Source organism: Kribbella sp. NPDC050124, from assembly GCF_044460355.1.
Taxonomy (GTDB): domain Bacteria; phylum Actinomycetota; class Actinomycetes; order Propionibacteriales; family Kribbellaceae; genus Kribbella.
The window spans coordinates 13,606-35,398 of the sequence record NZ_JBITJU010000013.1 but is presented as its reverse complement, the minus strand read 5'-3'; the positions used below and the strand labels follow the sequence as shown (position 1 = coordinate 35,398).

The following is a 21,793-nucleotide window of genomic DNA, read 5'->3' as shown; positions in this document are numbered from 1 at the left end:
TCCAGCTCAGCGGTCCAGCGACTCCCCCGCCGACCGCCCGGAGTGCCCACCACCCGCCGAACGCACGACCGGCACCGACAACGTCGAGGCTATGACTGCGTCCGCCTCGGCCGGGGTGAGCGCGAGGTCGGCGGTCATTCGCCGATCTCTGCTCGCAGGCGCTCCAGCAGTTCAGGGTAGGTGCGCAGGATCTCGGCGCGCTCGGCGGGCGTCAGGGTGTCGCGGCGGCGGAACTCCTCGTCGTGGAACGAGAGCTTGGCGACCAGGTCGGTCCGTCGGCCGGTGTCGGTCTCCTGGCTGACCAGCGTGTTGTAGCAGGCGGCGACGGCCTGGATCAGGTTCCGGACGCGTTCGCGCTCGACCCGCTCCTCGTCGCTCAACGGCTCGCCCGGACTGCCGCCGAGCGCCGACGTGATGTGTTCCCGCGCCTCGTCCTGGCCCATGAAGCCAAGGCTAGCCCGCGTCCGGTGCCTTCGGGCCTAGCTGTAGTCGCGGAAGCCGCGGGCGGTTTTGCGGCCGAGGTAGCCGGCGGTGACGAGGTGTTCCAGGAGAGGGGCGGGGGCGAAGCCGGGCTCGCGGAACTCCAGGTAGAGGGTGCGCTGGATGGCCAGCGAGACGTCCAGGCCGACCACGTCGAGGAGCTCGAACGGGCCCATCGGGAGCCGGCAGCCGAGCTTCATCGCGGCGTCGATGTCGTCGACGTTCGAGTAGTGCGCCTCGAGCATCCGGACCGCGTCGTTCAGGTACGGGAACAGCAGCGCGTTCACGATGAACCCGGCCCGGTCGCCGCACCGCACCGGGTGCTTGCCGGCGGCAACCGCCAGCGCCGCGACCGTGTCGGCCACCTCGGCCGACGTGCTGACCGTGCTGACGATCTCGACCAGCTTCATCACCGGGGCCGGGTTGAAGAAGTGCACGCCGACCACGTCACTCGGCCGCTTGGTCGCCATCGCCAGGTCGATCACCGGCAGGCTGCTGGTGGTGGTGGCCAGGATCGCGCCCGGCTTGCAGATCTCGTCGAAGGTCTCGAACAGCGCCTGCTTGACGCTCAGCTCCTCGACCACGGCCTCCACGACCAGGTCGACGGTCGCCAGGTCGTCGAGTTTCGCCGTGCCGACGATCCGGCGCAGGGCCGCGTCGCGCTCCTCGGAGGAGAGCTTGCCGCGCTGGACGCCCTTCTCCAGCGAGCGTTCCAGGGCCGCCCGGACCCGGTCGACCTTCTCGGTGCCGCGGGCAACGTAGAGGACGTCGTACCCGGCCTTGGCGCAGACCTCGATGATGCCGACCGCCATCGTTCCGGAGCCGACCACGCCGACCTGCTTGATCGGGCGGACCGCCGGCGCCTCGGCGGCCGTCGACGGAGTGTGCTCGTCGTCGACCACGACCGGGGAGTCCGGGGCCTCGTAGGTGTAGAAGCCGCGGCCGGTCTTGCGGCCGAGCAGGCCGGCGGTGACCATCTGCTTGAGGATCGGGGCCGGCGCGTGCAGGCGGTTGCGGCCCTGCTTGTACATCGTGTCGAGGATCTCGTACGCCGTGTCCAGGCCGATCAGGTCGAGCAGCGCGAGCGGGCCCATCGGGTAGCCGCAGCCGAGCCGCATCGCCGCGTCGACGTCCTCACGGGTCGCGTAGCGCGACTCCACCATCGAGACCGCGTGGTTCAGGTAGCCGAACAGCAGGGCGTTGGCGATGAAGCCGGCCCGGTCGGCCGCGACCACCGGGACCTTGTCCAGCCGGCGGGCCAGCGCCTGCACGTCGTCGACCACGTCGGGCTCGGTGACGACGGTCTTGATCACCTCGACGAACTCCTGCACCGGGGCGGGGTTGAAGAAGTGCATGCCGACGACCCGGCGCGGGCGCTCGGTGGCGACCGAGATCTCGGTGACGGACAGGCTGGAGGTGTTGGTGGCCAGGATGGCGTCCTCGCGGACGATCTTGTCCAGCGCGGAGAACACCTCGCGCTTCAGCTCGAGCCGCTCGATCACGGCCTCGATCACCAGGTCGCAGTCGGACAGCGCCTCCAGCGAGGTGGCGAAGGTGACCCGGTCGAACAGCGCCTGCTGGTCCTCGACCGACAGCTTGCCGCGCTTCACCGCCCGGTCGGTCGAGTGCTGGATGTGCCCGCGACCGCGCTCGGCGGCCGCCTCGTCGCGCTCGACGCCGACCACGGTCAGCCCGTTGCGCGCGAACACCTCGGCGATCCCGGCGCCCATCGTGCCGAGACCGACCACACCCACCGTCTTCAGTTCCCGAGCCATGCCCCGAACTATGCCAGTCCGCCCAGTGGTCCGCCCATGAGCTGAGTCACCCCCGAGTCCAAGCTCACACCTCGTCGAACACCACCGGAGACTCCAGCCCGGATCACGAGTGCCTGGCCAGTACGTGGAACCACCAGCCGATGCGGGTCTCGCCTCGGTTGAGTTGGTCGACAATCCAGCCGGTGGCGGCGAGCAGTTCGCGCAGGGGCTCCTCCTGCCACAGGACGAAGTGCCGCGGCAGGTCGAGGTTCCGGTTCGACCACTCCTCGCCCTTGCCCTCCCGCGTGGTGAAGGCGAGCACCGGCGCGGCGCGGGCCGCCTTCCGGAGTACGCCGGTCAACTGCGCCCGATCGAAGTGCATGAACACCGCGTCGGCGAACACCGCGTCGTACGGTCCGCCGTAGTCGTCGGTGATCGCGTTCAGCCGCTCGGCGTCGTACCCGTCCGCGCGCATCATCTCCACGAACGCCGACGCGGCGTCGGTCCGCCGTACGACGAAACCTCGCCGCTCCAGCTCGATCGCGTCGCGACCGGTCCCGCTGCCGAGCTCGAGCACCCGCGCACCGGGGGCGAGCGCGCCGTCGAGCAGGTCGATGAGCAGCGCGTTGGGCTCGACCGGGATCGACTCCCGGAACTTCTCGGCGGCCTGCTCGTACGTCGCCAGCGTGAGCTCGTTGTTGGTCGGCACCCGCGTCCACCCGTCGCCGGTGTGCTCGACGATCGCGGGCAGGTGCAGCCCGAGGTCCACGCCGAGCACGACCACGGTCTCGCCACGATGCAGGTCCGCGATCGCCTGCAACTCCTCGTCGGGACGCCGTACCAGCTCGGGTACGACGGTCAGCCGCACGCCAAGCCCGTCCGCCAGCCGCGTCCCGGCCGCCGCCTCGAACGGCCCGGCGTAGACCTGAGCGACCCGCTCCCCGACCACCGGGTCCAGCAGGTCCCCAGGCAGCAGCAGAATCCGCGCCGGACAGATGAGATTCATGCCTCACAGTCTCACGGGCCTTCCGCGCCCGTGGAATGCCCGGGGAACACCTTCGCACCGGGCTCGATCAGGCCCGCAGCGTTGTTGACCGCGGTGGCGGCCTCGCCGAACGCGACCGAGATCAGCTTGACCTTGCCGTCGTACTCGACGATGTCACCTGCGGCAAACACGCGCCGCAGGTTCGTCCGCATCGCCGAGTCAACCAGGATATGCCGTTTGCGCTGGTCGAGCCCCCAGCGCGTGAAGGGCCCGAGATCGGCGGTGAAACCCAGCGCGGCGACAACGCTGTCCACCGGCAGCGTCCGCCGCTCGCCGGTCAGGTTGTCGAAGATCTCCACCGATTCCACCCGGGCGTTGCCGTTGATACGGACCACCTCGTACGGCGTCAGCACCTCGACACGGCTGGACAGTACGGCGTCGACGGTGGCCTTGTGGGCCCGGAACGCCGGCCGCCGATGGATCAGTGTGACCGACTCGGCGATCGGCTCCAGGCTCACGGCCCAGTCGAACGCCGAGTCGCCGCCCCCGACGATCAGCACCTTTTGTCCCGCCAGGTCGTCCAGCCGCTTCACGAAGTAGCGCAGGCCACGGTCGGCGAAGTCGTCGGCGTCCGGCAACGGCCGCGGCGTGAACGTCCCGATCCCGCCGGTGATCAGCGCGGCTTTCGCCTGGACGACGGCGCCGAGGTGCGTGGTGACCGTGACGACCTCGTCGTCGACCAGGAGTTCCTCGGCCCGATGGCCCAGCAGGTACTGCGGTTTCGCGGTCGCGGCCTGATCGACCAGTGCGTCGACCAGCTCCTGCCCTTTGATCGCGACGAATCCGGCGACGTCGTAGATCACCTTCTCCGGGTACAGCGCCGACACCTGGCCGCCGAGTTCGGGCAACGAGTCGATCAGCGTGACGGAGTACCGCCGGAAGCCGGCGTAGTACGCCGCGTAGAGTCCGGCAGGCCCCGCTCCGATGACCAGCAGATCGGTCTCGGCCCTGCTCATGCTTTCAGCGTAGGCCGATCCGCCCGGCTGTCACTCGCGGACGAACTCCATCGCCTGCTCCGCGTACCTGGTCCAGCTGGCCGAGTGCTCCAGCGGAACCAGCACCCACTCCTTCATCGGCCGCCCCATCCCGGGATCGAAGGGCTCGGCACCCGGCAACGCCAGCGCCTGCGCCCGCGGCTCGGGTGGCAGCTTGAAGTTCATCGCATCACCCCACAACCCGGCGAGTGTCTTGCGGCCGATCTTCAGGCATGGCATCCCGAACATGCTGCCCGGCACGACCCCCGACGACTCCAGAGCGATCGCGACAGCGTCGTACTCCGATCGCGCCCGCGGGCTGGACTCTGGTCTCATACCCGGCAGCTTCGCACCAACACCGGCACGGCGCCATGGAGTCGCGGTAAGGAGTCGACTACGGTGCTTTGTCGTGCGCTTGGTGATTGCTACCTGTTCCGTGGACTACTCCGGCCGGCTGACGGCTCATCTGCCGATGGCACCCCGGTTGCTGATGGTGAAGGCGGACGGCTCCGTGCTGATCCACGCCGACGGCGGCTCCTACAAGCCGCTCAACTGGATGTCGCCGCCGTGCAGGCTGACCGAGGAGGACGGGGTCTGGAGTGTCACCAACAAGGCCGGTGAGGAGCTCCGGATCACCATCGAGGAGGTGCACAGCGACACCGCCTATGAACTGGGCACCGACCCCGGTCTGATCAAGGACGGTGTCGAGGCGCACCTGCAGGAGCTGCTGGCCGAGCACGTGCACACCTTCGGCGACGGCTGGACCCTGGTCCGGCGCGAGTACCCGACCGCGATCGGCCCGGTCGACCTGCTCTGCCGCGACGCCGACGGCAAGCACGTCGCGGTCGAGATCAAGCGCCGCGGCGAGATCGACGGCGTCGAGCAGCTCACCCGGTACGTCGAGCTCCTGAACCGGGACCCGATGCTGGCCCCGGTCCGGGGCATCTTCGCCGCCCAGCTGATCAAGCCCCAGGCCAAGGTCCTCGCCACGGACCGAGGCCTGGAGTGCCTGACCGTCGACTACGACGCGCTACGCGGCATGGAGTCGGACGTACTGCGTCTCTTCTAGCAGGCCACCACCGCATCCACGATGAAGCCTTGAGCGACCACCGACCCGTCGGTCGTGAGGCGGACCGAGCCGGTGGGGGTGCTGATACACGGTGACGTCGCACCGTTCCGGTCGAGGCCGGTGTACGTCGCCAAGACGTCGCCGTTACCGTCCGACACCGTGATGAAGTCGAAGTTCTTCTCCGTGTCGAGCAGGCTGAAGTGGAACGCGAACCCGGCGGTCCCGTTGTCGTAGGTCCAGGTGCAGTCGCCGTTGTTGCCGTACGGATGTGGCGACTCGAACGGGATGTCGGCGTCCGGGTCACTCACGCACGGCGGCGGAGGCGGCGTCGCGGGCGTACATCCTGCGTGCACACCGACGGCATCCCAGGCGGCCGCGCCGGCCGCGCCGCCGACCGCCGCTGTGGCGTTGCGGGCGTCGCAGAAGTTCGCGAACTCCGGCAGGCTGGTGAACGCCTGGTAGAACACCGACCTCGCGGTAGCCAGCCCCATCGCCGGCACGGTCACGCCACAGTCCAGGGTGTGCGTGTGACCGCTCAGGCTACCGGGCGCGCAGCCGGCGTTCTTGCCGCCGTTGACCGCCAGGTAGTAGGCGTGGTTCGGGATTCCGCTGTTGGAGTGCACACCGCCGTTGTCCAGCTCGGTGACGATGAACTCGCTGTAGTGGTCCGGGTCGGCGTCCTCCTGCGGGTCACCCATGTTCCGGAAGCCCGGCCTGATGTCGGGAGTGAGGATGACGTCCTCGCCGATCAGCCAGTCCGGCGACCCGGCCGGGTCGAGACCGTGCTGAGCCGCGTAGAACTCGATCGTGTTGCCCATCATGTCGCTGAAGGCCTCGTTCAGCGCACCGGACTCGTCTTCGTAGATGAGGTTCGAGGTGAACTCGGTGACGCCGTGGGTGAGCTCGTGCCCGACTACGTCGAGACCACCGGACAGCGGGAGACAGGTCTTGTTGTCCCCGTCGCCGTACGTCATCTGCTCGCCGTTCCAGAAGGCGTTGCAGAACCGGTTGGCGAAGTGCACGGTCGAGATGATCGTCATGCCGTTGTCGTCGATGCTGTTGCGCCCGAACACGTCGCTGTAGAAGTCGTCGGTGACGTTCGCGTAGTAGTGGGCGTCCACGCCGGGCGCCTGGCTGGGCGTCCTGAAGGTCGGCAGGTTGAAGTTCCAGTGGTCGTCGGCGTCAGTCATGATCGTGCCGGGCAGGACCTGCTTGTTGGCGGCGTCATAGGTCTCCTGACGCTGGTCTTGCGACCGCAGGAAGAAGGTGCCGCCGATCCGGGTCGTGGAGAACTCCTTGGTGTCGCCCTTCACGCCGGTGCCGTCGCCGTGCGCGACCGCGTCGTACTGCTTCTTCACCGAGCCGGACGAGGCGTCGACCCACTGGACCCAGCGCTGATCGGGGCGCTGACTCACGACCTGGTGGAACAGCCGCCCGTCCCTGGGGTCGATCTTCAGGCTGGACGACCACTTTCCGGCGGTGCCGACGCGTTTGGCCGCGATCCCGCGGGCGCTCGCGGTGGACACCGAGGCGCTGTTCTTGGCCTTCAGGCCCGGGAAGTACGCCCCGATGACGGCGTCGGTCTTGCCGGCCTTGTTCTTGAGCACGGTCAACTGGCCGCCGAGGACCTGGGCCGCGCCGACCACTTGCTGATAGCGGGTCTGGGTACCGCCACCGGCCCGGTCGGCGGTCCAGAGCTTCACCATCCCGGCCGGTACTGCGAAGCCTTGAGCGGCGGCTCCGGACAGGGCGAACGAACCGCTGGGTAGCGGCGTGGGGGCCGCCGGCCCGGCGGTCGCGGTGGCGACGCCGGCGGTGACCAGTGCGAGGGCCGCTAGGGCGGCCACGACAGGCGATCTGTTCATGACAGGGACCTCCCCGGTCGAGCGGATGTCGACGGGCCGGCCGAACCCCAGCCCCGAGGGTCGCCCCGTCAACGCCAGTCCTACGCCCGGCTCCGGGCACCGGCAAGATCGGGTGCACCAGGTGTGGGGATTTCCCTCACGCTGGAAAACAGGAGTAAGGTCCACGGCCGGGAGCGGCCTGATCACCTCCTGTCGTTACAGCGAAATTTGCCCGATTTCGGGCAAGAGCTTGGCTTTGGACCCCGAAACGCTGCACAGTTAGCGCGTGATCAGTGAGGCGGCGGCGGGTCCGGTGGACGAACTCGCCGAACAGATCAGCCGGACCACCGGCCTCCCGCCGGACGACGCGCGCCGGGTGGTCGCCGACGTCCTGGCCTACTTCACCGAGACGACCGAGGAGTACGTCCGGCGCCGGCACCGTGAGCTGCAGACCTACGGCGCCCGCAACGACGAGATCTTCGCCCGGCTCGGCACCGAGCTCCGGCACTGGCCGGTCCGCTCACCCGAACTCTCCGCCCGGCAGCTGCGACGGATCGTCTACGGCTGACGGGTCTGACCTCAGACAGCGACAACCTCCGAAAGGCATGAACACATGTGCGGAATCGTCGGGTACGTCGGCACCAAGCCGGCCGCGCCCATCCTGGTGGACGGACTGGCGCGGCTGGAGTACCGCGGCTACGACTCGGCGGGTGTCGCCGTACTGGGGTCCAGTGAGCTGAAGGTGCACAAGGACGCCGGGCGGGTCCGCGAGCTGGAGGCGTCGCTGCCGAAGCGGTTCGGCGGCAAGCTCGGCATCGGCCACACCCGGTGGGCGACGCACGGCGGCCCGAGCAAGGACAACGCGCACCCGCACGTCAGCGGCAACGAGCGGATCGCCGTGGTACACAACGGCATCTTCGACAACGCCGCCGCGCTGCGCGCCCAGCTGGAGGACGCCGGCGTCAAGCTGCGCTCGGAGACCGACACCGAGGTGCTCGCGCACCTGATCGAGCAGGCCGAGGGCGACACGCTCGAGGACAAGGTGCTGGCCAGCCTGCGCCGGGTCGAGGGCACCTACGGCATCGCCGTGATCGACCTGCAGTTCCCGGACCGGATCGTGGTCGCCCGCAACGGCAGCCCGCTGATCCTCGGCATCGGCGACGGCGAGATGCACGTCGCCTCCGACGCGGCCGCGCTGATCCGCTACACCCGCCAGGTCGTGTACCTGGACGACGGCGAGCTGGCCACCGTCCGCGCCGACGGGTACCGCACCTTCACCCAGGACGCCCGGGCCACCACCAAGACCGAGAGCACGGTCGAGTGGACCGCCGACGAGTACGAGCGCGGCCTGCACGAGCACTTCATGATGAAGGAGATCCACGAGCAGCCGGAGGCCGTCCAGCGGGCGATCCGCGGCCGCCTGGACGAGCGCTTCCACACCGTCCACCTGGGCGGCCTGAACATGGACGCGCGGGAGGCCCGGGAGATCAAGCGGGTCAAGATCCTCGGCTGCGGCTCGGCGTACTACGCCGGCCAGATGGGCGCGCAGTTCATCGAGGAGGTGGCCCGGATCCCGGCCGACGCCGAGCCGGCCTCGGAGTTCCGCTACCGCAACCCGGTGGTCGAGCGCGACACCCTGTACATCGCGGTGAGCCAGTCCGGCGAGACGCTGGACACCCTGGTCGCGGTCCAGGAGCTGAAGCGCAAGGGTGGCCGGGTGATCGGCCTGGTCAACGCGGTCGGCTCGAGCATCGCCCGCGAGGTCGACGGCGGTGTCTACCTGCACGCCGGCCCAGAGGTCTCGGTCGCGTCCACCAAGGCGCTGACCAACATGGCGGTCGCGTTCGCGATGCTCGGCATCCACCTCGGCCGGATCCGCGACGTCTCCCCCGCCGACGGCCGCCGGCTGATCGAGGGCCTGAAGAAGATCCCCGGGCACATCGCCGAGATCGTCGCCCAGGAGGAGGAGCTGGCCAAGATCGCCGGCCGGCTGTCCCAGCACGAGAGCCTGTTCTTCGTCGGCCGGACCCGCGGCTACCCGGTCGCCCGCGAGGGCGCGCAGAAGCTGAAGGAGATCTCCTACCGGCACGCCGAGGCGTACCAGACCTCGGAGTTGAAGCACGGCCCGCTGGCGCTGATCTCGCCGGACGTGCCGAGTGTCGCGATCGTGCCGGACGACGAGCTGCTCGACCGCAACATCGGCGCGCTGCACGAGATCGGCGCCCGGTCCGGCCCGCTGTACGTCGTCACGCACCCCGGGGTGGACGTGCCGGACGGGGTGGCGGCGCAGATCGTGGTCCCGAAGAACGAGCCGGAGCTCGACCCGATCCTGCTCACCATCCCGCTGCAGATCATCGCGTACTACGCGGCCGTTGCCCTCGGCCACGACGTCGACAAGCCGCGCAACCTGGCGAAGTCCGTCACCGTGGAGTGACCGCCCGCTGAACGCAGCAGCCCCCGATCTCCTCGACGGGGGCTGCTGCGGTTTTCAGAGCGTTTGGCCCCATTGGTTGCGGCCGGCGCCGCCGGCGCGGTGGGCGCCTGGCTTGCTGTCCTGGGAGCCGGCGCCTTCGCGTCCCGGCGTCGGCATGCCGCCGAGGGCCCGGCGCACCGTGTCGGCGATGGCGGCCTGCTGATCGGCCTGCAGGGTCCGTTCGGCGCCAAGGCCCTTGTACGGGTGCAGGCCGAACTCGTTCACCAGCCGGCGGCACGCCTCGACGCCGCGCACCGAGTTGCCGGCCTCGTCCAGTCGTGGCGAGAACACCACCACCGCGAGCCGCTTCTCCGGCACCACCATCATCACGTTCCCGGAGACACCGCTCTTGGACGGCAGCCCGACCTGGTCGGCGAACTTGCCGGAGTCGTTGTACATCCCGCTGTGCCCCATCACCGACAGCACCCGGCCCGCGGTCTCCCGGGAGAACACGCGGTCACCGCTGTACGGCGCAACGCCACCATTCGCCAGCGTGGCGCCCGCAGCCGCGAGCCGCGCCGCGTCCACTTCCAGCGAGCAGACCTGGAAGTAGAACTCGGCGGCCCGTTCGGCGCCCTCGCGGCCCTTCGCGCCTTTGAGCATCTGCTCGGCGGCCATCAGGCTGGCCAGGCCGCGGTTCCCGTCGCCGGTGTCCCGTTCGGCCAGGAAGGTCTCCACGTCGGAGCCCGGCGGCTGTCCCATCATCGCCGTCCAGGTCTGCTTGACCGTGCGCATCCGGGCCGACTCGTCGCTGCCGGAGTCGACCAGCGCGAGGGTGCCGATCGCGCCGGCGTTGATCATCGGGTTGAGCGGCCTGCGTTCCCCGTCCAGGGAGAGCCGGTAGTCGTTGAAGGTGCCGCCGCTCTGCTCCTGGCCGACCCACTGGTGCACCTCGTCGGCGCCGAGCTCCTCCAGCGCCATCGCGTAGCTGAACGGCTTCGAGGTCGACTGCACGCTGAACGGCAACTGCGAGTCACCGACCTCGAACACCTGCCCGTCGGCAGTGCAGATCGCGATCCCGAACCGCTCCGGATCGGCGTCCTTCAAGGTCGGGATGTACTGCGCGACTTCGCCGTCCCGGTTCGGCTCGACGTCGGCGTAGATCCGCTGCAGGCCGCGGGCGAGCTCCCCGAACTCGGCCGGCGACACAGCCAGGTCACCTTGCAGTGCACGCTGGACGATGCCGTCGCCGTGCTGCGCGATCGCGACGAACTGCTGGTAGTCGATCTGCACCGGCTGGCTGTCGAGCCCGAACGGCTTGCCGTCCTGGTCACGCAGGTCCGCCAGCGCCGCCCGGACCCGGGGATCGCCCGGCTGGATCCCGGCTCGGCCCAGCGGGCTGAGCAGCTCCCAGGCCCAGACCCGGCCGTCGCCGTCCTTGTCGAGCGCGTCGAACAACCGGCGGTGCGTCAACTCCGACACATCCATCGCTGAACCCTTCCCCAGGCAAACGGGCGCGCGCGACCACACTGTCGGGCGAAGCAGTCAGCTTTTCCAACTTGTGTTTCCACAGTGGATCCGCGGTGTTACCACGGGATCAAACGCGCGCTGGCCAGTACCGGAAACTGTCCACTTCTGACCTGTCCGGCCCGGGTCTCGGGTGGTCGTGGAAGTGGACCAGGCGGGGGTGGCGCAAGCTCTTCGGCTGAGCTCCAGTCATCGTATAGGTTGCCGACTTGTATGATGACTGGATGCCGAGTGATCAGATCCGCCACGTCCGTCTCTCGTCCGTCGTCCTCCCTCTCGACCAGCCGATCAGCGACGCCAAGGTGCTGACCGGGCGACAGCGGCCGATGACCGAGATCGTGTTCCTGTTCGCGGAAGTCACCACCGCGCAGGACCGGCACGGGATCGGGTTCAGCTACTCGAAGCGAGCCGGCGGGCCGGCGCAGTACGCCCATGCCAAGGAGATCGCGGCGAACCTGATCGGCGAGGACCCGTCGGACATCGGGAAGGTGTACGACAAGCTGCTCTGGGCCGGTGCGTCGGTCGGCCGGTCCGGAGTGGCGACGCAGGCGATCGCGGCGATCGACATCGCGCTGTGGGACCTGAAGGCGAAGCGGGCGGACCTGCCGCTGGCGAAACTGCTCGGCGCGCACCGGGACTCGGTCCGGGCCTACAACACCTCCGGCGGGTTCCTGCACGCGCCGATCGAGGAGGTCAAGGAGCGCGCGTCGAAGTCCCTGGCGGACGGGATCGGCGGGATCAAGATCAAGGTCGGGCAGCCGGACCCCCGGATCGACCTGGACCGGGTGCGGGCCGTCCGTGAGCATTTGGGTGACGACGTACCGCTGATGGTCGACGCCAACCAGCAGTGGGACCGGCCGACGGCGCTGCGGTTCGGGCGGGTGCTGGAGGAGTTCGGCCTGGTCTGGATCGAGGAGCCGCTCGACGCGTACGACGCCGAAGGACATGCGCAACTCGCGGCCGCTCTGGACACGCCGATCGCCACGGGCGAGATGCTGTCGAGTGTCGGTGAGCATGTCCGTCTGATCGAGGCGCGGGCCGCGGACATCATCCAGCCGGACGCGCCGCGGATCGGCGGGATCACGCCGTTCCTGCGACTGGCTGCACTTGCCGACCACAACGGTCTGCAGTTGGCGCCGCACTTCGCGATGGAGATCCACCTGCACCTGGCGGCGGCGTACCCGCGGGAGCCGTGGGTCGAGCACTTCGAGTGGCTGAACCCCTTGTTCAACGAGCGGTTGGAGACCCTGGACGGCCGCATGCTCGTCCCCGACCGCCCCGGCCTCGGCTTCACCACCAGCGACCAGTGCGCCGCGTGGACCGTCGACTCCTGCGAGTTCGGCACCCGATGACCAAGCGCGGGCTGGCCCACGAGGTCGTCGAGCAGCTGAAGGGCCGGATCCTCAGTGGAGAGATCGCGCCCGGCGACAAGCTGCCTGCCGAGAACAGCTTGGTCGAGGAGTTCGGGGTCAGCCGGACGGTGGTGCGGGAGGCCGTTTCGCGGTTGCAGGCGGCCGGCTTGGTGGAGACGTTTCAGGGGCGCGGGTCGTTCGTGCTGGAGGTGCCGGAGCGGGCTGACGGGTTGCGGCAGGTGCGGTCGCATCGGGATGTGCTGGAGCTGCTGGAGTTTCGAATCGGGGTGGAGAGTGAGGCGGCCGGACTGGCGGCGGTACGACGTACCGAGCACCAACTGAAGGCGATCGAGCGGGCGCTGGACGACTTCCGGCGGATCGGGGCCGACCCGAGCCGGTCGGTCGAGGCGGACTTCGCGTTCCACTTCAAGGTCGCGGCCGCGTCCGGGAACCGCTTCTACACCGACCTGATCGACTCGCTCGGCCCGATGATGATCATGCTGCCGCGGACCCGCCTCGACCCGGCCTACGAGATGTCCGACGCGACCCACCTCACCCGCGTCGTCCTCGAGCACGAGAACATCTACGCCGCGATCGCCCGCTCGGACCCGGACGCGGCGCGGGCGGCGGCGCGGGTGCACCTGTCGAACACCCGGCACCGCCTCACCGGCGAGCGGTATCCGGACTGAAGCCGGGCCGATTGCGGGAGCGTCGGGTGGGTCGGTAATGCCCACCCAAGGCCGATATGGCATCGAGTGATACCTTTCGGGAATCATGTTCTCGCTCGATCAGCTGAGCGCCTTCGTCGCCGTCGCCGAGGAGTTGCACTTCGGCCGCGCTGCCGAGCGGCTGAACATGACGCAGCCCCCGCTCAGCCGCCAGGTGCAGAAGCTGGAGCGGGCGGTCGGGGTTCAGCTACTCGAACGCGACAACCGCCGGGTGGTGCTGACCGAAGCGGGTCGCGCCTTTCTCGGCGAAGCTCGCAGAGTGCTGGCGCTCGTCGAGACCGCCGGCGATCTGGCCCGCCGCGTCGACCAAGGTGCCGCCGGCACCCTCCGCCTGGGCTTCACGGCGACGTCGGCGATCCGGACGCTCGGCCCGCTCTTGCGGCGGCTGTCCGAAGAGTTGCCAGAGGTCGACGTGATCCTGCACGAGCGGGTCACGCCCGCGCAGATCGACGGTCTACTGCGTGGAGAGCTGGATCTCGGGCTCGGCCGGCCGCCGTTCGACTCCCGGGTGCTCGACTCCCGGATCGTGTCCCGGGAGCCGCTGTGTGCCGTTGTCCCGAGCAACCATCGGCTCGCCGCCCGCGGCCGGCCGTTGACACCGGAGGACTTCGGCGGCGAGCAGGTGATCAGCTACTCGCCCTCCCAGGCGCGGTACTTCCACGAGTTGACGGTCCGGTTCCTGGCCGACTCCCATCCGCGGATCGAGCAGCGGGTCCAGCAGATCCTCACCGTGATCTTGCTGGTCGCCGCCGGTCGTGGGGTCGCGCTGGTCCCGGCGGCTGCCCGCAGCCTCGGCGTCGAGGGCGTCACCTTCTGCGAGGTCGGCGTACCGGGAGAGCCAGTTGAGCTGCACGCGATCTGGAACCGGGAGTCGACGAATCCAGTGCTTCACCGCGTGCTCACGATGCTCCCAGAGCATCAATCCATCCAAAAATGATCTTGGACAGGCATCGCAAAGCGCTTCTACCGTGACGGCGTGACCCACTTGTCTCCCGCCGAACTGGCCGCTCGACTCAAGACCGGACTGCTCTCGTTCCCGGTGACGCACTTCCACGCGGACCTGAGCTTCAACGAGGCCGGGTACCGCGAGCACCTGGCCTGGCTGAGCCAGTACGACGTGGCCGGCCTGTTCGCCGCGGGCGGGACCGGCGAGGGGTTCTCGCTCACCCCGGCCGAGATCGACACGGTCGTGCGGACTGCGGTGTCCGAGGTGGACGGCAAGGTCCCGGTGATCGCCCCGGCCACCGGCGGTACGGCGACCGCGGTCGAGCAAGCCCAGGCCGCGGAAGCCGCCGGAGCCGATGGCGTCCTGCTGCTCCCGCCGTACCTGACCGAGGCCGGCCAGCGTGGCTTGATCGAGCACGTGTCCGCCGTCTGCCGCAGTACGTCGCTCGGCGTCACCGTCTACAGCCGGGCCAACGCGATCCTGACCGACTTCTCGGTCGCGGAGCTCGCGGACCGCAACGCGAACCTGGTCGGCCTCAAGGACGGGGTCGGGAACATCGAGCTGATGACCCGCACCTACGCCCGGGTCGGCGACCGCCTGACCTACATCGGCGGCCTGCCGACCGCGGAGACCTTCGCGCTGCCGCTGCTGCAGCTCGGCGTGAGCACGTACTCGTCGGCGATCTTCAACTTCGTCCCCGAGTTCGCGCTCGGTTTCTACGCCGACGTGCTGGCCCAGGACCGCGCGTCGGTCTACCGCAAGCTGAACGAGTTCGTCCTCCCGTACCTCGATATCCGGGACCGCACCAAGGGGTACGCCGTCTCGATCGTCAAAGCCGGCGTCACCGCGATCGGCCGCTCCGCCGGACCGGTCCGCCCACCCCTGCAGAACCTGACCGACGACGAGCTCGCCCAACTCACCGACCTGATCGGGAAGGTCAAGTGACTCCGACCGTCGCGTCCGTCGAGGTCGTGCCTGTGGCCGGGTACGACAGCATGCTGCTGAACCTGAGTGGCGCGCACGGGCCGTACTTCACCCGCAACGTGGTCGTCGTCACGGACAGCTCGGGCAACACCGGAGTCGGTGAGGTGCCGGGCGGCGCGAAGATCGCCGCGACGATCACCGATGCGGTGGAGTTCCTGCTGGGCAAGGAGATCTCGCGCTATCGGCAGCTGCTGCGGACCATCTCGCAGACCTTCGCCGATCGCGACGCCGGCGGGCGCGGGTTGCAGACGTTCGACCTGCGGACGACGGTGCATGCGGTGACCGGGCTCGAGTCGGCGCTGCTCGATCTGTTCGGGCAGCATCTCGGCGTACCGGTGGCCGAGTTGCTGGGCGACGGGCAGCAGCGCGCGTCGGTGCCGGTGCTCGGCTACCTGTTCTACGTGGGTGATCCCGCACGGACCGATCTGCCGTATCTGACCGGCGACGGGTTCGGCGATCGGTGGTCGGCGTTGCGGCGGCAGCCGGCGTTGGATCCGGGTGCGGTGGTGGCGCTGGCCGAGGCGGCTCAGGAGCGATACGGGTTCGCTGACTTCAAGTTGAAGGGTGGCGTGTTCGAGGGTGGCACCGAGATCGAGGCGGTGACCGCGCTGGCGCGGCGGTTCCCGTCGGCGCGGATCACGATCGATCCGAACGGCGCGTGGCCGGTGCGCGAGGCGATCGCGTTGTGCTCGGGTCTGGACGACGTACTCGCGTATGTCGAGGATCCGTGTGGCGCGGAGGCGGGGTTCTCCGGGCGGGAGACGATGGGGGAGTTCCGGCGGGCGACGGGCCTGCGGACGGCGACCAACATGATCGCCACCGACTGGCGCGAGCTCGCGCACGCGATCCGGACGGACGCGGTCGACATCCCGCTCGCGGATCCGCACTTCTGGACGATGGCCGGGTCGGTCCGGGTCGCCCAGTTGTGCAACGACTTCGGGCTGACCTGGGGGTCGCACTCGAACAACCACTTCGACATCTCGCTGGCGATGTTCACCCACGTGGGCGCCGCCGCGCCGGGTGAGATCACCGCGCTGGACACGCACTGGATCTGGCAGGACGGGCAGGCGCTGACCAAGGAGCCGCTGCAGATCGTCGACGGCGCGATCGCCGTACCGAGTGCTCCGGGGCTGGGCGTCGTACTGGACCGGGATGCGTTGCAAGCTGCGCACGAGCTCTATCTCGAGCACGGCTTGGGAGCCCGGGACGACGCGGTGGCGATGCAGTACCTGGTGAAGGACTGGGTGTTCGACCCGAAGCGGCCCTGTCTGGTGCGCTGATGTTCACCTGGTGTTGCCCAGGGTAGGTTTCGATCGGTCTGTCGTCTCGATCAAGGAGCCTTGAATGCGTTGGCAGAAGCCGCTCGCCGCTGCTGTTGTCCTGACCGCTCTCACGACCACGCTGACCGCCTCGGCAACGCCCGCTGCGGGTGGTGCTTGCTCGCCGGACGCGCGGTTCCTGGGGTTCAGCGACGCGCTGGACAAGACGACGTTCGAGGGTCAGCCGGTGGCCGGGCTCTCCGCGCTGAACGTGACGGACCGGAACAGCGCGGTGGCGTTGGTGGACAACGTCGGGACCACGCCGGCGCGGGTGTTCGACCTGACGATCAGCAGCAAGCCGACGGTCAGTGTGGACGGGATGACGATCCTGCGCCGGCCGGACGGGACGCCGTACACGGGGGCCGACTTCGACGGCGAGGGACTGGTCGTCGAGCGCGGCGACCGGACCGTCCTCGCGACGTCCGAGCGGGAGCCGTCGATCCGCCGGTTCCGGTTGTCGGACGGGCTGCAGGTCGGCTCGCTGCCGGTGCCCGCGCGCTTCCAGGTCGCGCCCGCCGGTGAGGCGACGACCAACGCGACCTTCGAGTCCCTCGCGGTCAGCAGGGACGGACTGTCGCTGTACGCCGGGATGGAAGGACCGCTCGCCCCCGACGGCCTTGGCCGGAACCGCATCATCCGGTACGCCGGTCTGCCCGGCCACGACTACCGTCCGGTCGCGCAGTACGCCTACAAGACCGACCCGGGGCTCTCGCTGGTCGAGCTGGCCGTGGTGGATCACGACACGCTGGTGTCGATGGAGCGCACCTTCGTCGCGGGGGTGGGCAACACGATCCGCGTGTTCACGGTGTCACTGCGACGGGCCGCGGACGTGACTGCGCAGGCGTCGCTGGCGGATGCGCCGGACAAGGTGTTCCTGCAGAAGGAACTGCTGTTCGACCTGGTGAACTGCCCGCCGTCGGGTGCCGTCGCCAAGCAACCGCAGCCGAACCCGCTGCTGGACAACGTGGAGGCACTCGCTCTCGGTGGTTATCTGCCGGGCGGGCGGCGGCAGCTCTATCTGTTGTCGGACGACAACAACGGCGCCACCCAGATCACCCGCTTCTACTCGCTGGCGGTCGACCTGCACTGACTCACATGGCGTGAGAGCGCTGGTCGGGTAACAATGTGTCATGCGCGTGATCGTGGTCGGTGCGGGCGTGATCGGGCTGAGCTGTGCCGTCCGGCTGGCCGAAGGTGGGTACGAGGTGGCCGTCCTCGGCCGTGACCTGCCGCTCGAGACCACCTCGGCGGTGGCAGCCGCGATCTGGTACCCGTACCTGTCCGCGCCCGAGGACCGCGTCGCGGCTTGGTCCAGGACGTCGTACGACGAGTTCGCCAAGCTGGCCGAGATCGAGCCGTCGGTGCGGATGCGGCACGGGCGCGAGTTCCTGGTGCACCGGATGCCGGATCCGCGCTGGGCCGACGTACTGCCGGACCTGACCAGGGTCGCGTCGCCGCCGACCGGATTCGAGGACGGGTGGGCGTTCACTGCGCCGGTGATCGAGATGCCGGTTTACCTGCAGGCGCTGGTGAAGCGGCTCGAGCAGGCCGGCGGCACGCTGACCCGGGCCGCGCTGTCGGCGCTGCCTACGACGGCGGACGTGGTCGTGAACTGCACTGGCCTTGGCGCCCGGCTGACCGCGTCCGACCCGACCGTGACACCGGTCCGCGGGCAGGTGATGACGGTCGAGCAGTGCGGGCTGACCGACTGGCTGATCGCCGATCGGGCGCCCGACGACCTGACGTACGTCATTCCGCGCGAGAAGGATGTCGTTGTCGGCGGCACCAGTCAGCCCAACGACTGGAACCTGGCCGTCGATCCGGCGACTGCCGACCAGATCCGCACCCGGGCTGCCGAACTGGTCCCGCAACTGCGGAAGGCGAAGGTGCTGCGGCACCGCGTCGGACTCCGTCCGGCCCGGCCGACGATCCGCTGCGAGCTCGTCCGCACCACGACCGGCGAGCCCGTCATCCACTGCTACGGGCACGGCGGCTCCGGTGTGACGCTGTCGTGGGGCTGCGCCAACGAGGTCTTCGAGCTCATCCATGACATCTGACCGGCCGATCATCCTCGACGGCGGGATGTCGAACGCGCTGGAGGACCGGGGCCACGATCTCTCCGACGCCCTGTGGTCTGCCCGGTTGCTGCGGGACGCGCCGGCGGAGATCGCCGCAGTGCATCGCGCGTACTACGAAGCCGGCGCGACGGTCGCGACCACAGCCAGCTACCAGGCCAGCGTCCCCGGCTTCGAACGCCACGGCGTTGAGCGTGCCGAAGCCGAACGCCTGATCCGCGACAGCGTCCGCATCGCCCGCGAGGTCCGCGACTCCCTCCCCGGCGGACGTCGCCTCGTGGCCGCCTCCGTCGGCCCGTACGGGGCGATGCTTGCCGACGGCTCCGAGTATCGCGGCCGGTACGGCGTGCCTCCCGCCGTACTGCGTGACTTCCACGGCCCCCGCCTGGAGCTGCTGATCGAGGCCGGCCCCGACCTCCTCGCCGTCGAAACCATCCCCGACACCGACGAGGCCGCAGTCCTCGCCGACCTGCTGACCGAACTCGCCTTCCCCGCCTGGTTCTCGTACTCCATCGCAGGATCACAAACCCGAGCCGGCCAACCGCTCGAGGAAGCCTTCGCAACCGCCGACCTCGAGCAGGTGGTTGCAGTAGGCATCAACTGCTGCGCCCCGGAAGACGTCCAACCCGCGGTCGAAACAGCCGTAGCCGTCACCGGTAAGCCGGCCATCGCCTACCCCAACAGCGGCGAGACCTGGGACGCCGGCGGCCGCCGCTGGACCGGAGCAGCCACAGACACCACCTCCCTCGCCACCACCTGGCTCACCGCCGGAGCCACCTACATCGGCGGCTGCTGCCGAGTAGGCCCCGACGACATCCACGCCCTGGCCCAGTCGCTAAACGCCTAGCACCTGGCAGAGGAGGTCGAGGGCGCCTTGGTAGGCGTGGTCGGGTGGGGTGCCGTAGCCGACGATCACTGCTTGGCGGGTGGCTGGGGTCGGGTTGAAGTGGTAGTTGGTCAGGGTGGTGAGGCCGAGGCCCTGGCGGGCGGCCCGGGTGATGACGTCCTCGGCGTCACCGGGGACGTCCAGGAGGACGTGCAAACCGGCTGAGATGCCGGCGACCTTGACCTCGGGGGCGCGTTGGGCGAGCAACTCGACCAGGCGGTCGCGGCGTCGCCGGTAGTGCAGGCGGGAACGCCGTACCTGACGGTCGTAGTGGCCTGAGGCAATGAACTCGGCGAGGGTCAACTGGTCGAGCGTCGCGGTCTCGTAGTCCGCGGTCCGCTTGGCCGCGACCACCGGCTCGATCAGGTGCTGCGGCAACACCATCCAGGCGAGCCGGATCCCAGGCGCGAGGCTCTTGCTCGCGGTGCCGGTGTAGACGACCCGCTCGGGATCCAGCGCCTGCAACGCCCCCACGGCCTGCCGGTCGTACCGGAACTCCCCGTCGTAGTCGTCCTCGATCAACACCGCCCCGGCTTCCCGCGCCCACTCGACAGCCGCCGTACGGCGCTCCGGCGCAAGCGGCACGCCCGTTGGCATCTGGTGCGCCGGCGTGAGCAACGCGCCCTGACCCGACAGCCCGGAGACACAGGCACCCAACTCGTCCACCCGGACCGGCACCGGCTCCAGCCCGCGCGACCGGATCACGTCCAGGTGCAGCGCGTACCCGAACTCCTCGACCGACACCGACGTACCACCCTGCGATCGAAGCACCTCACTGAGCAGGCTCAACGCCTGCACGAACCCCGAGCAGATCAGGATCCGCTCCGGATCGGCCCGGACACCGCGCGCCCGGGCCAGGTAGTCCGCGAGCATCCGCCGCAACTCGATCCGGCCGCGCGGATCGCCGTACCCGAACGCCTCGTTGGGTGCCGAGGGCAACGCCTTGCGCGCGGCGGCCAGCCACTCGCCCCGCGGGAAGATGGCCAGGTCCGGCGCGCCCGGCGTCAGGTCGTACCGGAAGCTCTTTGCCTCCGACAACGACGCCGACAGCGGCGGTACGGCGTCCGGCGGCGTGCCGGTGCGGTTGGCGACGACCGTGCCGGAGCCCTGGCGCGCGGTCAGCCAGCCCTCGGCGACGAGTTGCCCGTACGCGTCGGCGACCGTGTTCCGCGCGATGCCGAGGTCCTTCGCGAGCGACCGGGACGACGGCAGCCGGGTCCCGGCCGGCAGCCGCCCGCTCCGGATCGAGTCGTGCAGCGCGCGGACCAGGTCGTTCCGCCCGCGCGCCGCCGTCAGATCCAGGTGCAGATCCGCTCCGGAGTCCTCCATGCGAAGGACTCTATGCCGTGCTGATCACGTGCCGGTCAGATGGTGACGGCGATCTTGCCGCGCACCTTGCCCGCGTCGAGTTGGCGCATCGCCTCCGGCGCCTGGTCCAGCGGGTAGGTCCGGTCGATGCTCGGTGTCACCTTCCCGGCCTCGATCAGCTCGGTGAGCCGCTCGAGGTCGCTGCCGCGTTCCTTGTTGATGAAGCTGGTCAGCCGCTGGCGGACGAACAGCGACATGATCCTGGCGCCCAACTGCCGGTGCATTCCGCCGGTCAGGCTGCCGCCGCCCTCGCCACCGGTCATGACCGCGGTCCCGGTCGGCGTCAGGGCGCTCCGCAGCCGGGACAGCTTCGGGTTGCCGGCGATGTCGATGATCAGGTCGTAGCGGGTCCCGGTCGCGGCGAAGTCCTCGCGGGTGTAGTCGAGGACGTGGTCGGCGCCGAGGGATCGGACCAGGTCGAGTTTCGCGGTGCTCGCCGTACCGGTGACTTCCGCGCCGAAGGCTTTGGCGAGCTGTACGGCGTAGCTGCCGACTCCCCCGGATGCGCCGGTGATCAGCACGTGCCGGCCGGACGTGATGCGGCCGACGGTGAGCGCGTCCAAGGCGGTCATCGCGGAGATCGGGACGACCGCAGCCTGCTCGAACGTCAGGTTGGCCGGCTTGCGGGCGAGCTTGTGCTCGCGGGTCACGGCGTACTCGGCGAACGAGCCGGGCGCGACGCCGTACACCTCGTCACCGACCGCGAACCTGCGCACCGCCGAGCCGACCGCCTCGACCGTGCCGGCGGCGTCTCGTCCCAGCACGGGGTTGCGCGGGCGGCGGAGGCCGAACGCGAGGCGGAGCGCGTACGGCTTGCCGGTCATCAGGTGCCAGGTGCCGCGGTCGAGGCCGGCCGCGTGCACGCGGACGAGGAGGTCGTGGTCGCCGAGCCGGCTGGGCTCGGGCCGGGCGATCCGGTCGGCGCGCAGGATGTCGGCCGCGCCGTACCCGTCCTGGACGACTGCTCGCATCATGGTGGTGGTCATGGTCATTGCGGCACCTTTCGTACTTAGTACGGCCAAGGTAACG

The 21,793-nt window shown here is 69.6% G+C and carries 21 protein-coding genes; 11 read left to right on the top strand and 10 right to left on the bottom strand.

All coding sequences use genetic code 11. The annotated features are described in order from the left end of the window. Window positions 1-6: 6 nt before the first annotated feature. From ACIBL3_RS27135 to ACIBL3_RS27110, 6 genes are all read right to left on the bottom strand, one after another. Entirely contained in the window at window positions 7-138 is a 132-nt protein-coding gene (locus tag ACIBL3_RS27135) for a hypothetical protein (protein WP_396356405.1), read from the bottom strand. Next, complete coding sequence (locus tag ACIBL3_RS27130; protein ID WP_396356404.1) at window positions 135-443, bottom strand: hypothetical protein; 309 nt, start codon at window positions 441-443, stop codon at window positions 135-137. The genes ACIBL3_RS27135 and ACIBL3_RS27130 overlap by 4 nt, the downstream gene beginning before the upstream one ends. Before the next feature lie 36 nt (window positions 444-479). After that, window positions 480-2,255 (bottom strand): 3-hydroxyacyl-CoA dehydrogenase family protein, encoded by a 1,776-nt coding sequence (locus ACIBL3_RS27125; RefSeq protein WP_396356403.1) that lies wholly within the window; start codon window positions 2,253-2,255, stop codon window positions 480-482. A 103-nt stretch (window positions 2,256-2,358) separates the two neighbouring features. Beyond that, window positions 2,359-3,240 carry a class I SAM-dependent methyltransferase gene (locus tag ACIBL3_RS27120; RefSeq protein WP_396356402.1) on the bottom strand — a complete coding sequence of 294 codons (882 nt, stop codon included), beginning with the start codon at window positions 3,238-3,240 and terminating at the stop codon, window positions 2,359-2,361. Window positions 3,241-3,251: 11 nt separating this feature from the next. Further along, entirely contained in the window at window positions 3,252-4,235 is a 984-nt protein-coding gene (locus tag ACIBL3_RS27115; RefSeq protein ID WP_396356401.1) for an NAD(P)/FAD-dependent oxidoreductase, read from the bottom strand. Window positions 4,236-4,265: 30 nt separating this feature from the next. Then, window positions 4,266-4,589: a hypothetical protein gene (locus ACIBL3_RS27110; RefSeq protein WP_396356400.1), complete on the bottom strand. Its 324-nt coding sequence runs from the start codon at window positions 4,587-4,589 to the stop codon at window positions 4,266-4,268. 73 nt (window positions 4,590-4,662) lie between these two features. Here ACIBL3_RS27110 and nucS point away from each other — a divergent pair, with 73 nt between their 5' ends. Next, window positions 4,663-5,322, top strand: a complete 660-nt coding sequence (gene nucS, locus ACIBL3_RS27105) for an endonuclease NucS (protein ID WP_396356399.1) — start codon at window positions 4,663-4,665, stop codon at window positions 5,320-5,322. On the opposite strand, the gene ACIBL3_RS27100 is transcribed toward nucS, so the two are convergent. Continuing rightward, window positions 5,319-7,187, bottom strand: a complete 1,869-nt coding sequence (locus tag ACIBL3_RS27100) for a M4 family metallopeptidase (RefSeq protein ID WP_396356398.1) — start codon at window positions 7,185-7,187, stop codon at window positions 5,319-5,321. The two genes, nucS and ACIBL3_RS27100, sit on opposite strands and share 4 nt — an antisense overlap. 265 nt (window positions 7,188-7,452) lie before the next feature. Between ACIBL3_RS27100 and ACIBL3_RS27095 the strand changes: the two genes are divergently transcribed. Both ACIBL3_RS27095 and glmS read left to right on the top strand, forming a co-directional pair. After that, on the top strand, window positions 7,453-7,734 hold the full coding sequence (locus ACIBL3_RS27095; protein ID WP_233711914.1) for a hypothetical protein: 282 nt from the start codon (window positions 7,453-7,455) through the stop codon (window positions 7,732-7,734). 45 nt (window positions 7,735-7,779) lie between these two features. Next, window positions 7,780-9,600 (top strand): glutamine--fructose-6-phosphate transaminase (isomerizing), encoded by a 1,821-nt coding sequence (gene glmS / locus ACIBL3_RS27090; RefSeq protein WP_396356397.1) that lies wholly within the window; start codon window positions 7,780-7,782, stop codon window positions 9,598-9,600. Between the two features lie 54 nt (window positions 9,601-9,654). Here the strand turns inward: glmS and glsA are convergent, their stop codons facing one another. Then, window positions 9,655-11,067: a glutaminase A gene (gene glsA / locus ACIBL3_RS27085; protein WP_396356396.1), complete on the bottom strand. Its 1,413-nt coding sequence runs from the start codon at window positions 11,065-11,067 to the stop codon at window positions 9,655-9,657. A 263-nt stretch (window positions 11,068-11,330) separates the two neighbouring features. Between glsA and ACIBL3_RS27080 the strand changes: the two genes are divergently transcribed. From ACIBL3_RS27080 to mmuM, 8 genes are all read left to right on the top strand, one after another. Continuing rightward, window positions 11,331-12,458, top strand: a complete 1,128-nt coding sequence (locus ACIBL3_RS27080) for a mandelate racemase/muconate lactonizing enzyme family protein (protein WP_396356395.1) — start codon at window positions 11,331-11,333, stop codon at window positions 12,456-12,458. Beyond that, complete coding sequence (locus ACIBL3_RS27075) at window positions 12,455-13,147, top strand: FadR/GntR family transcriptional regulator (RefSeq protein ID WP_396356393.1); 693 nt, start codon at window positions 12,455-12,457, stop codon at window positions 13,145-13,147. Before ACIBL3_RS27080 ends, ACIBL3_RS27075 begins: the two co-directional genes overlap by 4 nt. 85 nt (window positions 13,148-13,232) lie before the next feature. Then, entirely contained in the window at window positions 13,233-14,123 is an 891-nt protein-coding gene (locus tag ACIBL3_RS27070) for a LysR substrate-binding domain-containing protein (RefSeq protein ID WP_396356392.1), read from the top strand. Window positions 14,124-14,162: 39 nt separating this feature from the next. Beyond that, window positions 14,163-15,077, top strand: coding sequence for a 5-dehydro-4-deoxyglucarate dehydratase (gene kdgD, locus ACIBL3_RS27065; protein ID WP_396356391.1), 915 nt, complete (start codon window positions 14,163-14,165; stop codon window positions 15,075-15,077). Further along, on the top strand, window positions 15,074-16,396 hold the full coding sequence (locus ACIBL3_RS27060; protein WP_396356390.1) for an enolase C-terminal domain-like protein: 1,323 nt from the start codon (window positions 15,074-15,076) through the stop codon (window positions 16,394-16,396). Before kdgD ends, ACIBL3_RS27060 begins: the two co-directional genes overlap by 4 nt. 64 nt (window positions 16,397-16,460) lie before the next feature. Beyond that, window positions 16,461-17,525: an esterase-like activity of phytase family protein gene (locus ACIBL3_RS27055; RefSeq protein ID WP_396356389.1), complete on the top strand. Its 1,065-nt coding sequence runs from the start codon at window positions 16,461-16,463 to the stop codon at window positions 17,523-17,525. Window positions 17,526-17,565: 40 nt separating this feature from the next. Continuing rightward, the gene (locus ACIBL3_RS27050; RefSeq protein ID WP_396356388.1) at window positions 17,566-18,492 is read left to right on the top strand and encodes an FAD-dependent oxidoreductase; all 927 of its coding nucleotides are present in this window, start codon (window positions 17,566-17,568) and stop codon (window positions 18,490-18,492) included. After that, entirely contained in the window at window positions 18,482-19,357 is an 876-nt protein-coding gene (gene mmuM / locus ACIBL3_RS27045; protein WP_396356387.1) for a homocysteine S-methyltransferase, read from the top strand. Before ACIBL3_RS27050 ends, mmuM begins: the two co-directional genes overlap by 11 nt. Here the strand turns inward: mmuM and ACIBL3_RS27040 are convergent. Next, complete coding sequence (locus ACIBL3_RS27040; protein WP_396356385.1) at window positions 19,346-20,725, bottom strand: PLP-dependent aminotransferase family protein; 1,380 nt, start codon at window positions 20,723-20,725, stop codon at window positions 19,346-19,348. The two genes, mmuM and ACIBL3_RS27040, sit on opposite strands and share 12 nt — an antisense overlap. Window positions 20,726-20,760: 35 nt before the next feature. Then, entirely contained in the window at window positions 20,761-21,756 is a 996-nt protein-coding gene (locus tag ACIBL3_RS27035; RefSeq protein WP_396356384.1) for an NAD(P)-dependent alcohol dehydrogenase, read from the bottom strand. Window positions 21,757-21,793 lie beyond the last annotated feature (37 nt).

Excerpts from the sequence above, each read along its gene's own strand:
- mmuM (WP_396356387.1), top strand. The coding sequence starts at position 18,482 with ATGACATCTGACCGGCCGATCATCCTCGACGGCGGGATGTCGAACGCG.
- ACIBL3_RS27035 (WP_396356384.1), bottom strand. The coding sequence starts at position 21,756 with ATGACCATGACCACCACCATGATGCGAGCAGTCGTCCAGGACGGGTAC.
- ACIBL3_RS27110 (WP_396356400.1), bottom strand. The coding sequence starts at position 4,589 with ATGAGACCAGAGTCCAGCCCGCGGGCGCGATCGGAGTACGACGCTGTC.
- ACIBL3_RS27070 (WP_396356392.1), top strand. The coding sequence starts at position 13,233 with ATGTTCTCGCTCGATCAGCTGAGCGCCTTCGTCGCCGTCGCCGAGGAG.
- ACIBL3_RS27130 (WP_396356404.1), bottom strand. The coding sequence starts at position 443 with ATGGGCCAGGACGAGGCGCGGGAACACATCACGTCGGCGCTCGGCGGC.
- ACIBL3_RS27135 (WP_396356405.1), bottom strand. The coding sequence starts at position 138 with ATGACCGCCGACCTCGCGCTCACCCCGGCCGAGGCGGACGCAGTCATA.
- ACIBL3_RS27050 (WP_396356388.1), top strand. The coding sequence starts at position 17,566 with ATGCGCGTGATCGTGGTCGGTGCGGGCGTGATCGGGCTGAGCTGTGCC.
- ACIBL3_RS27120 (WP_396356402.1), bottom strand. The coding sequence starts at position 3,240 with ATGAATCTCATCTGTCCGGCGCGGATTCTGCTGCTGCCTGGGGACCTG.
- glsA (WP_396356396.1), bottom strand. The coding sequence starts at position 11,067 with ATGGATGTGTCGGAGTTGACGCACCGCCGGTTGTTCGACGCGCTCGAC.
- glmS (WP_396356397.1), top strand. The coding sequence starts at position 7,780 with ATGTGCGGAATCGTCGGGTACGTCGGCACCAAGCCGGCCGCGCCCATC.
- ACIBL3_RS27080 (WP_396356395.1), top strand. The coding sequence starts at position 11,331 with ATGCCGAGTGATCAGATCCGCCACGTCCGTCTCTCGTCCGTCGTCCTC.
- ACIBL3_RS27125 (WP_396356403.1), bottom strand. The coding sequence starts at position 2,255 with ATGGCTCGGGAACTGAAGACGGTGGGTGTGGTCGGTCTCGGCACGATG.
- ACIBL3_RS27115 (WP_396356401.1), bottom strand. The coding sequence starts at position 4,235 with ATGAGCAGGGCCGAGACCGATCTGCTGGTCATCGGAGCGGGGCCTGCC.
- ACIBL3_RS27055 (WP_396356389.1), top strand. The coding sequence starts at position 16,461 with ATGCGTTGGCAGAAGCCGCTCGCCGCTGCTGTTGTCCTGACCGCTCTC.
- ACIBL3_RS27075 (WP_396356393.1), top strand. The coding sequence starts at position 12,455 with ATGACCAAGCGCGGGCTGGCCCACGAGGTCGTCGAGCAGCTGAAGGGC.
- ACIBL3_RS27100 (WP_396356398.1), bottom strand. The coding sequence starts at position 7,187 with ATGAACAGATCGCCTGTCGTGGCCGCCCTAGCGGCCCTCGCACTGGTC.
- ACIBL3_RS27040 (WP_396356385.1), bottom strand. The coding sequence starts at position 20,725 with ATGGAGGACTCCGGAGCGGATCTGCACCTGGATCTGACGGCGGCGCGC.